Raw genomic sequence first — 10,350 nt, forward strand, 5'->3', positions numbered from 1 at the left:
GGGGGCGGCCCCCCCCGGCGCCCGGGGGGCGGGACCGGCCCCCCGGGCGGGGGGCGGCGGGCCCCCGGGGGGGGGACCGGGCCGCCCGCGCCGGCCAACCCGTACGGGCCGCCACCTCGGGCCACGTCGTCTTCGCGGGCCGGGTAGCGGGGCGCGGGGTGCTCTCCATCACGGTGTCGGAGAGCGGCAGCCCAGCACTGCGTACGACGTACGAGCCCGTGCGGGCACTGGTGGCCAAGGGGGAGGAGGTGGCTGCCGGGCAGGTGGTGGCGGTGTTGGAAGCGGGCCCGTTCCACTGCCGCCCCGGCTGCCTGCACTGGGGATTGCGGCGCGGGGCGGAGTATCTGGACCCGCTGTCGTTGATGCCGCCCGCCATGCTGCGCCGTGGCCCGTCCCGGTTGCTCCCCGTCATCGGCGTACCGGAGCCGAGCGGCGCTGGTACACCGGCGGCGGTACCTGCGTCACGGCAGTCGGGCCGCTCCGAGTCCGTCCTCGCCACGGCGCACCGTCGGGGCATCACGTTCGAGCACACCCGCTGCGCCCATCTGCCCGACCCGACCGCCGGCCCCGTCCAGCAGCGGGGCGAACCGCCCGCTCTCAGCCGGAGCGCCCCGCGCAGGCAGGCGCGGTCGGCGTGGCCGGCAGCCGCCGGCGTACTGCACACGGTGTTGATGGGTGCGACGGCGGCCTGGGCGCGGTGGCGGCTGGGGCGTCGTCAGTCAGCGGCCCGTCCGCGCACCCCGCACAGGGCCATGGCGACGGCCTCGTCCGTGATACGCCCCGGGTCCTCCGCGGCCCCGAGTTCGATGCGCCGCACGGCCGCGTCGCCCACGCCCTGAAGCAGCATCGCGGTCAACCTGGGCTGCTGGTGTCCGAGCTCGCCCAGCGCCTCGACGACCATGGCGATGAGTCCGCCGTGGGCCGCCCGGATCTTCTCCCGGGCACCCGCGTCCAGCTCGCCCGCGGAGATGGCGACCACGGCGCGGTGACGGCGGTCTCCGACCAGCGCCAACTGCTGCCGGACGTACGCCTCGATCTTGCCGTCGGCGGTGTCGGCGCGCTCCATCGCGGCCTCGACCTCCGCGGCCCAGACGGGGAAGTCCACCGCGCACAGTTCTTCGACCACCGCGGCGCGCGACCTGAAGTACTCGTAGACGGACGACCTCGCGAGCCCCGTCCGCTCGGCTAGGGCGGGGAACGTCAGCGCGTCGGTACCGCCTTCGGACAGCAAGGTACGAGCGGCGTCCAACAGGGCGCCGCGCTGCATCGTTCGGTGCTCGGCCACCGAGGCCGCTCGAATCCTGGGCACTCCCCCACTTTACGTATGCCCGGCACGCTCGACGATGCAGGAGGGACGATTCAGCGCCCGACGTCGGCCAGTTTCGCGCGGAGCTGGAGCACGGACTTGGTGTGGATCTGGCTCACCCGGCTCTCCGTGACGCCCAGCACCTGTCCGATCTCGGCCAACGTGAGGCCCTCGTAGTAGTAGAGCGTGACCACGGTCTTCTCCCGCTCGGGCAAGGTGCTGATGGCTCGCGCGAGCAGTCGCCGCAGTTCTCGGTCCTCGGCGACCTCCACGGGGTCATCCGCCGCCTGGTCCTCCAGGGTGTCGCCGAGCGTCAGTCGGTCGCCGCTCTCGCCACCGACGTGCAGCAACTCCTCCAGCGCCACCACGTTGGCCAGCGACAACTGACTGAAAACGGCATGCAGTTCGTCCACCCCGATGCCCATTTCGGCGGCGACCTCGGGCTCCGACGGCGTGCGCCGCAGCGTGGCCTCCAACGTGGCGTAAGCACGCTCCACGGCCCTCGCCTTCTGTCGCACGGAGCGTGGAATCCAGTCCAGGGCCCGGAGCTCGTCGATCATCGCGCCGCGGATGCGCGTGATGGCATAGGTTTCGAACTTGATCGCCCGGTCCGGGTCGAACTTCTCAATGGCGTCGATGAGGCCGAACACTCCGGAGGAGACGAAGTCCGCCTGTTCGACGTTGGCCGGCAGCCCCACGCTGACCCGTCCGGCGACGTATTTCACCAGTGGCGAGTAGTGCAGGATCAGTTGCTCTCGCAGCCTGTCGTCGCCCGTCGCCTTGTACGAACGCCAGAGCTCTTCGAGCGAGGAGGGCACGGATGGCCGGACGGTGCCGCGCGCAGCGGGCGGCACCGTAGTGCGTTCAGACCCGGAGGTGTGCTGGGGCATGCGTCGTCTTGAGCCGTTCTGCCGTGACGTGGGTGAGGACGGGTGCCCACGTCGGAATCCTTGTGAGCGTAGCGTGACTAATACGTCGCAGCGTGCGAGTGGCGAGGGTGGTGTGGTGCGCAGATTCGTTCCGTTCTCCGCACCTCAGAGTTACGGTCGCCGGCGCGGGCGGCGACCGTAACGCCAGCTCCACAACGGCGTATACGGTCATCTCCCACACCCTTTCACCCAATTGCCGCAAATCAAGAACCGCCTCGCCGTGAGCTTCCCGTACGCCGCTCCGCACGGGTCAACTCCCAACGGCCGCCGGCCCGTTCGACGAAGCCGAGCGACAGCAATTCGTAGAGCTTGGTCAACGTTTCGTCGTGACTCATCCCTGCGCTGCGGGCCAGGGCGCGGGTGTCGGTGGTCCCCCGCGCGGGCAGCGCGTCCAGAACGCGGCCGGCCGCCGGCGCCAGCAGGTCCCGCCGCACCACGGGGCCGCGCCGGGCCGGTGCGAGGTCGCCCATGGCTCCGATCAGCTCCACGACCTCGTCGGCGTCGCTGACCAGCACGCCCTCCCCCCTCAGTAGTTCGTGCACCCCTTCGGAGAGTCCGCTGGTCACCGGGCCCGGTACGCCCATCACACAGCGTCCGAGCCGCTGCGCCCACCGGGCGGTGACCAACGATCCGCTGCGGTACTGGGCCTCGACGACAACCGTGCCGCGCGTGAGGGCGGCGATGACGCGGTTACGGAGGACGAACCGGCTGCGCGTCGGGTGACTGCCCGGCGGCAGCTCGGCCACCACCACCCCTTGCTCCGCCACCCGATCGATGAGCTCGGTGTGTCCACGCGGGTAGGGGACGTTCACCCCTGAGGCGAGCACGGCGATGGTCGCCCCGTCGGCGCCCAGGGCTCCCCTGTGCGTCGCGCCGTCCACCCCGTAGGCCGCCCCCGAGGTCACCACCCAGCCCCGTTCGGCGAGTCCGGACCCCAGGGTGGCGGCGATGTGGGTCCCGTACTCGGTGCAGGCGCGGGCGCCGACCACCGCCACTGACCGCACGGCCCACATCCGCAGCGACGCCCTGCCGCGCGCCCATAGGCCGATGGGCCGGGCGTCCCCGAGGTCGTCGAGTTGGCTGGGCCACTCCGCGTCCTCGGGGCAGATGAAGCGCCCGCCGAGCGCCTCGACGGCCGCCAGGTCCGCCGCGGGGTCGCGCCGGTCGGCCCGCAGCGCGCAGCCGGCCAGGCGCCTGGGGCCGGCGCCCGGCGGCGGTGCGCACTCGCCGACCAGTGCCCGCCACAGGGTGACCGGGCCGAGCTCGCGGAGCCACCGGCCGACCGCCTCGTCCCCCGGCTCGGTCAGTCGGGTCAGGGCGGCGCGGGCCACATGGACGGCGTCGGGACCAGCTCGCCCCGCCTGCGCTGCCTGCGCGGACGCCGTGGCCGCGCAGGCGTCGCCGGCCGCTGCGGCCGGGCCCGAGGCGTTCATGCGATTCCCGTCGGCTGTGGGATGCCGCGGTTGACACCCGTACGCAGTTGCAGCGCCTGGATGACGTCTGCTTCCGTCGGCCGGTCGTGTCCGGCGAGGTCGGCCACCGTCCACGCCACGCGGAGCACCCGGTCAAGGCCGCGCGCGGTGAGCACCCCGCGCTCCATCTCGCGCTCCGCGGCCCGCAGGGCGCCCGGGGCCAGGTCCCACCGGGTGCGCAGCTCGTACCCGGGTACCGCGCCGTTCACCGTCCACGGCGTCCCCGCGAAGCGCGCGCCCGCCCGCGCCTTCGCCTCCTGTACGCGCGCCGCCACGGCCGCGGTGCTCTCCGCGGTCCCGCGCTCTCCCGAGAGTTCGGCCCGGCTCACGGCCCCCACCCGTACTCGCAGGTCAACACGGTCGAGCAGGGGGCCCGACAGCCTGGCCTGGTAGCGGCGGATCACCGCGGGCGTACAGGCGCAGTCGTCCCCCGGCTGGCCGTGTCGCCCGCACGGGCAGGGGTTGGCCGCCAGCAGCAGCAAAAACCTGGCCGGCATCCGCATCACGCCTGCCGCCCTGGCGACGACCACGTGGCCGGACTCCAACGGCTGGCGCAGCGCATCCAACGCCCGTCCGCTGAATTCAGGACTTTCATCAAGAAAAAGGACTCCGCGATGGGCCAACGAGACGGCGCCCGGCCGCGGGATTCCGGCGCCGCCGCCGACCAGGGACGCCATGGTCGCCGAGTGGTGCGGTGCGCAGTACGGCGGCGTGTCCAGGAGCGGCTTGCCGGGCGGGAGGACGCCGGCGACCGAGTGGACCGCGGTGACCTCCAGGGCTTCCGACTGCGTGAGCGGCGGCAGCAGGCCGGGCAGCCGCTCGGCGAGCATGGTCTTGCCGGCGCCCGGCGGGCCCATCAGATAGAGGTGGTGGCCGCCTGCCGCAGCGATCTCCAGCGCCTTGCGGGCCCCGTGCTGACCTGCGACGTCGGCCAGATCCAGGGGCCGGTCCGCCCCTTGGCGACCGACGGTGCCCGTTCCCGCCCCCGCACCGGGCAGCACCAGGCCGGCCAGCATGGGGTCGGGGCGTCCCTGCTCCGCCGGCTCCGGCTCGTCCGGCACCGGTGCGTCGGTCAGCACGGCGATCAGTTGCCGCAGGCTGCGCACGCCCAGTACGGACACGCCCGGTACGAGCATGGCCTCGGCCGCGGTCTGTTCGGGCACGACGACCTGTCGGTATCCGGCGTCGGCGGCGGCGAGCACGGCCGGCAGCACACCGCGGACCGGCCGCACCCTGCCGTCGAGCCCCAGTTCGCCGATCATCATCAGGTCGGCGATCTCCCGGGGATCGATGAACTCGGCCGCCGCGAGGACGGCGCAGGCCACCGCAAGGTCGAAGCCGCTCCCCGCCTTGGGCACGGACGCCGGGCTGAGCCCCACGGTGAGCTTCTTCTGCGGCCACTCGGCGCCCGAATTGACGACGGCGGCGCGGACCCGGTCCCGGCTTTCGGTCAGGCTCTTGTCCGGCAGCCCGACCAGCGTGAACGCCGCCACCCCGGGCTCCAGGTCGGCCTGCACCTCGACGACGACCCCTTCGACGCCGACGAGCGCGACCGAACACGTACGAGCGAAGCCCATCACGTCACCCCCCGCACGTGCTCGACCTGTGGTGCTCCGCGGCTGGGCAGTCGTACACCGACGACGTCGATGCGCACACCGCCCTGGGGCGGTCCTCCGTGTTGGTCCAGCCAGTGCGCCGCCAGTCGCCGCAGCCGGTCGGCCTTGGCCTGGTCGACGGCGGCCATCGGGTCCTCGTAGGGGCCGGCGCTGCGGGTCTTGACCTCGCAGATGACCAGCGCGTCCCCGTCCAGGGCGACGATGTCGATCTCGCCGTCGCGGCAGCGCCAGTTGCGCGCCAGGATGATCATCCCGGCCGCCGCCAGTCGGCGTACGGCCAGCGCCTCGCCGTAGGCCCCCAGGGCACGGCGGGCAGGGGCGGGGCGCCTGCCGGCGGGGGCCGGGTGGCGGCCGGCAGCGGGCGGGCGGGGTGGGGCGGGTGGTCTGGCGGTCCCGGGACGCGGCAGGCTGGCGCCGGCGTTGCCGGGGGACAACTTTCGAGCGTTTCGCGGCATGAGTAGTACCTCCGCCACCGACGGTGCCGGTTGTGCCGCGGAGTTTTGGATCTTGGTGGATAACTCAGGCGCTGGGGATAACTCGCTCACCCATGCGGGTGAAGAAACCTTCGTCCGGTCCTCGGTCGCCCCGGTCGGTCAGTTGTTGAAGCCCGATTCGCCGGAGGTGAGATCGAGGTCGTTCTTGTTGAGCTCCTCGATGTTCACGTCCTTGAACGTGAGGACGCGTACCTGTTTGACGAAGCGGGCCGGCCGGTACATGTCCCAGACCCAGGCGTCGGCCATGGAGACCTCGAAGAACACCTCGCCCTGGACCGAGTGCACCTGCATCTCGTAGTCGTTGGTGAGGTAGAACCGCCGCTCCGTCTCGATCACGTATTTGAACAGACCGACGACATCGCGGTACTCCCGGTAGAGCTTCAGCTCCATCTCGGTCTCGTACTTTTCGAGGTCCTCGGCGCTCATGGCATGTTCCCCTTCAGCCGTGCGTCCCCCCATTGTGCGTCAGGCGCGCTCCGTCTCAAGGATCACCGGCGCGCTCGGGGGCCCCTCGTTGAGCAAGGTGCGCAGCAGTTCAGCAAGTCTGGTCGGGTACACCGTCTCATGAGCGGCGAACAGTTCTTCGGCAGTCCACCAACGCAGGCCGTCGACGCTGCGGCGCTCCAACTCGGTCAGACCGCCGGTGCGGGTGGACGTCTGCGCCGTTCTGGCCAGGTAGTACCACTCGTCCTGGTCCCAGCGACGCCCGTCGAACGGGAAGGAACACACCCGCTGCCAGATCACCGGCCCCAGGTGGACATCGGTGATGCCCGTTTCCTCGGCCAGTTCCCGCACGGCCGCCTGTTCCCGGTCCTCGCCCGCCTCGACGCCGCCGCCCGGAGTGAACCACCAGGTCGACGACGGATCGCTGGGCTCGAAGCCGTGCATGAGCAGGATGCGGTCGTCCGGGTCCAACAAGATCACCCGGGCGACCTTGCGCAGCTCGGGCGCGTGGTGCGCCGCGCCCTCCGGTATGTCGTCAGCCACTGCTCCTCGCCGTTCCCTTCCCGCCTCGCGGCCCCTCCGCGGGCGCGTCGCCCGCGGTGGACTGCCCGGCCGCCGGCGCTCCGGGAGCCGCTGCGGCACCGCGCCCCGTGCCCCGCCCCGGAGCGTTCTGATCGGTGCCTGTCCGCCGGCCGGGCACGGCAGCCCCGTGCTCCGCGCCGCTCCGCGCCCCGTGCGCGGTAGTGCTCCGTGCCCCGTTCCCCGCGCCCGCACGGGGCGGCTTACGCGTGCCGCGGGTCAGCCGCGCCACCGGGCCGTACGCGGCTCCGCCGAGGATCAGGGCGGCTCCGACCAGCACCATGCCGGTGATCAACCGGAGTGGACCCTGCTCCGAGGCGCCACCAGGCGACGTGTTGAAGCCCGTCGCCTGCTCCAGCATGCCGAGGGAACCGAGCGGCCACACGGCCGCCTCCACTCGCGCGTCCACCGCCTTGCGCGGCACGGTGCCCTGGTTCCCGTCGGTCAGATGGCGTCGGGAGTCCACCGAGGTGTCGCGGTTGTCGCCGAGCAGGAAGAGCTGGTCCGCTGAGACCGTGGCGGAGAACGTACTCGGCGAGGCCGGCCCCTGGCGCGCCAGGTAAGGCTCGTCGACGGCCTTGCCGTTGACCGTCAGTCGGCCCTGCTGGTCACAGCAGGCGACCTTGTCGCCGCCGACCCCGACCACCCGCTTGACCATCGGCAAGGAGCCCCAGACCGAGTCGCGGAAGACCACCACGTCGCCCCGGTGCACCTCGCTGCCGTCGATGCGCTTGGCCAGCACCCGGTCGTCCCTGGCGATGGTCGGCGCCATCGAGTCGGTCGGCACGGTGTAGGGCCGGTAGAGCACCGCGCCCCACCCGAAGCCGCCGAGGAAGAGCACGCAGCCCAGGGCGACAGCCACACCCGACACCACGCTGCCACGACGGGTCTGGCCGTCGCTCCTCCGTCGCGGTCCGCCCATCGCCGTCTCCCCTCGCCCGACACCGCCCGTACGCGGGCCCCACGGCCCCGTACCCCCTCCGCGCCGGATGTCCGTACGATCCCCGTACGGTGCCCCCTGCGACGTGGGCCACGGCCCGCGCCGCGCGCGCAGGTCCGCACCATACCTGGCGGTACGGGAGTCGTCAGCTCTTCCGTTCCGCCTTCTTGATCAGTCGACGGCGGCGCAGCAGCACCAGCGGCAGGGCGCCGGCGAACCCGGCCACCGTCGGCGTCAGCGACGCGGCGCCCAGCCCGGACTGGCTGAACGTGTCCGGCACGGGCAGCGTGCCCCAACGATTGATCGGCCACGCCTTGACGATCGCCCGGCCCACGACCTCGTCGGTCGAGATGGTGCCGTTGTCCAGGTTCTGGTGGTAGCGGGAGTCGAGGGAGTCCTGGCGGTGGTCGCCCATGACCCAGATCCGGCCCTCGGGGACGTGGATCGGCCCGAACTCCTTGTCACCGCACGGGGTGTCCCCGGGGAAGATGTACGGCTCGTCCAGCGCCTTGCCGTTGACCTTGACGGGGCCGTCCTGCTTGCACTCCACCGTGTCGCCGCCGACCGCGATCACGCGCTTGATCAGGTCCTTCTCCTCCGCCGACGGCATCAGGCCGATGAAGCTGAGGACCTTCTGGATGCCCTCGGCGACCGGCCCGGAGTCGGACTGCGGCGCCTCGTCCAGCCAGCCGCCCGGGTCGTGGAAGACGACGACCTCGCCGCGCTCGGGCTCCGAACCGAACCACGGCGTCAGCTTGTCCACCAGCACCCGGTCGCCGCGCTGCAAGGTGTTCTGCATCGAGTCCGAGGGGATCGAGAACGCCTGCACCAGGAAGGTCTTGATCAACAGGGCCAGCAACAGTGCGATGCCGATGAGGAGCGGCAGTTCCTTCCAGAAGGACCGGTGCTTCGCGCGCTTGCGCGCCTTCTGTTCCTCGTCCTCGCTGGTCGCAGAGGCACCTGCCGGGGCCCCGTCCTCGCCCGAGGAATCCGGCGCATCCGGGGCGCCCTGCTGCTCGGTGCCGTCGGGGCGCACGTGCTCGCCCTCGCGCGCGTCCCCGCGCGACGTCTGCTGGCTCCCCTGGCCGGGCTCCTCGGGGCCGCCGGCCCGGCCCGCGGCGTACTGGGGCTCGGCCTCGGGCGCCCCGCTCACGGGTGACTCACCGGGCTGCTCGGGTCGCCTTTCGGGCTCTTCGTGTCCGGATCGTGCGCCGACCGCCAAATCCCCCACATCCACTCCTCTTGCCGCGCTGCTGCCTGCCCCAGGTCCGACGCAGGCCCACCAACCCCATAACGAGCGGGAGTTCCGCAAGGGTCGGGAGATGGGTCAATCCTTGCGCTTCCGGAGAAAGCACAGGGCCGGAGGACACACTATGCGGAGCAGCGCCCGCCGGGGACGGAGCGTCACCCGCATCGCGTACGGCGGCGAAGGGCTCCGGCTCCGCCAGCCGCCGCCAGTGGCCGATCGGCCATGCGATCACCACGGCCTTGCCCACCACCAGGTCCTCGGAAATCGTGCCGCGCCCCTCGTCGTCGAGGTGGTAGCGCGAGTCGGCCGAATTGGAGCGGTGGTCCCCCATGACGAAGATGCGTCCCTTCGGCACCCGCACCTCGAACTTCAGCTTCGACGGTGGGTTGTCCGGGTGGACGTACGGCTCGTTCAGCGGAACGCCGTTGACCGTGATCCGCCCCTGCGCGTCGCAGCAGCGCACCGTGTCACCGCCGACGCCCACCACCCGCTTGATCAGGTCCTGCTCGTCCGCGGACGGCAACAGGCCGATGAAGGTCAGGAACTGCTTCGCCTGTTTGATGCCCACCGGATCGTCCCCGCTGGGCTTGTGCTCGTTCTCCAGCCAGCCGCCGGGGTCCTTGAAGACCACGACGTCACCGCGTTCGGGCTTGGCGCCGAACCAGGGCGTGAGCTTGTCCACCAGCACCCGGTCACCGATCCTGATCGTCTGCTCCATCGAGCCGGACGGGATCACGAACGCCTGCACCAGGAAGGTCTTCAGCACCAGTGCGATCAGCAGCGCCACTGCGACGAGCACCGGAATCTCCCGGATGGCCGAACGCCGACGTCTGCGCTTGATCCGCTGCGCCGCCCTACGGCGCTCCGCCCGGCCCCCCGTGGCACGGGGCGGCAGCGGCCCACCGTCGACCCCGTCCGCCGCCGCGTCGTCGTCCATCGCGGCCCCGTCCGATGCGGTCGGGTCTGCCGGCACCGTGGGCTCCTCAGCGGCTGCGCCCGCCCGCGCGCGCGTAGCCGGGCCTCCCGGCGATACCGGGCCCGTCGCCACCGGAGGGCGCGGGGGCGAGGGGGGCGGCTGCTGGTCGCCCCGCTCTGGGACGCCTTGCGGGGGCTCGTACGGAGCACCGTACGGTACGCCGAGACGCTCCGCGCGGGGCGGAGGCTGGGGCGCAGTCGGGTGGGGAGTCGCCGGCGGGCCCTGAGGCTGGTGGGCGGCGGCTGTGGGGTGGGGCGTGGTGGGCCCCCCCCGGGCGGGGGGGGGGCCCGCCCCCCCCGCCCCCGGGGGGCCGCCCGCGGGGCGGGGGGGCGCCCCCCCCCGCCC

The 10,350-nt window shown here is 72.5% G+C and carries 9 protein-coding genes and 2 pseudogenes; 1 reads left to right on the forward strand and 10 read right to left on the reverse strand.

Annotated elements, in window-relative coordinates; genetic code table 11:
• A pseudogene (locus tag AAHZ94_RS19945) lies at positions 1-293 on the forward strand (peptidoglycan DD-metalloendopeptidase family protein); the annotation flags it as partial.
• Between the two features lie 422 nt (positions 294-715).
• On the opposite strand, the gene AAHZ94_RS19950 reads toward AAHZ94_RS19945, so the two are convergent.
• From AAHZ94_RS19950 to lepB (AAHZ94_RS19995), 10 genes and pseudogenes are all read right to left on the reverse strand, one after another.
• Complete coding sequence (locus AAHZ94_RS19950; protein WP_349994338.1) at positions 716-1,285, reverse strand: TetR/AcrR family transcriptional regulator; 570 nt, start codon at positions 1,283-1,285, stop codon at positions 716-718.
• 74 nt (positions 1,286-1,359) lie between these two features.
• Positions 1,360-2,196 carry an RNA polymerase sigma factor WhiG gene (gene whiG, locus AAHZ94_RS19955; RefSeq protein ID WP_349994332.1) on the reverse strand — a complete coding sequence of 279 codons (837 nt, stop codon included), beginning with the start codon at positions 2,194-2,196 and terminating at the stop codon, positions 1,360-1,362.
• Positions 2,197-2,438: 242 nt separating this feature from the next.
• Positions 2,439-3,668 carry a DNA-processing protein DprA gene (gene dprA / locus AAHZ94_RS19960; RefSeq protein WP_349994333.1) on the reverse strand — a complete coding sequence of 410 codons (1,230 nt, stop codon included), beginning with the start codon at positions 3,666-3,668 and terminating at the stop codon, positions 2,439-2,441.
• Positions 3,665-5,284 (reverse strand): YifB family Mg chelatase-like AAA ATPase, encoded by a 1,620-nt coding sequence (locus AAHZ94_RS19965; RefSeq protein ID WP_349994334.1) that lies wholly within the window; start codon positions 5,282-5,284, stop codon positions 3,665-3,667. Before AAHZ94_RS19965 ends, dprA begins: the two co-directional genes overlap by 4 nt.
• Entirely contained in the window at positions 5,284-5,730 is a 447-nt protein-coding gene (locus tag AAHZ94_RS19970; protein ID WP_502964721.1) for a YraN family protein, read from the reverse strand. The genes AAHZ94_RS19965 and AAHZ94_RS19970 overlap by 1 nt, the downstream gene beginning before the upstream one ends.
• Positions 5,731-5,916: 186 nt before the next feature.
• Positions 5,917-6,243, reverse strand: a complete 327-nt coding sequence (locus AAHZ94_RS19975) for a DUF2469 domain-containing protein (RefSeq protein WP_349994335.1) — start codon at positions 6,241-6,243, stop codon at positions 5,917-5,919.
• A 39-nt stretch (positions 6,244-6,282) separates the two neighbouring features.
• Positions 6,283-6,804, reverse strand: a complete 522-nt coding sequence (locus tag AAHZ94_RS19980; protein WP_349994336.1) for an NUDIX hydrolase — start codon at positions 6,802-6,804, stop codon at positions 6,283-6,285.
• Positions 6,805-7,009: 205 nt separating this feature from the next.
• A pseudogene (gene lepB / locus AAHZ94_RS19985) lies at positions 7,010-7,762 on the reverse strand (signal peptidase I); the annotation flags it as partial.
• Between the two features lie 163 nt (positions 7,763-7,925).
• Positions 7,926-9,011, reverse strand: coding sequence for a signal peptidase I (lepB, locus tag AAHZ94_RS19990; protein ID WP_349994337.1), 1,086 nt, complete (start codon positions 9,009-9,011; stop codon positions 7,926-7,928).
• Positions 8,941-9,966, reverse strand: coding sequence for a signal peptidase I (lepB, locus tag AAHZ94_RS19995; protein ID WP_349994340.1), 1,026 nt, complete (start codon positions 9,964-9,966; stop codon positions 8,941-8,943). Before lepB (AAHZ94_RS19995) ends, lepB (AAHZ94_RS19990) begins: the two co-directional genes overlap by 71 nt.
• Between the last annotated feature and the right edge of the window lie 384 nt (positions 9,967-10,350).

It is taken from the genome of Streptomyces sp. HSW2009 (assembly GCF_040240285.1).
In the GTDB taxonomy this organism is placed as follows: domain Bacteria; phylum Actinomycetota; class Actinomycetes; order Streptomycetales; family Streptomycetaceae; genus Streptomyces.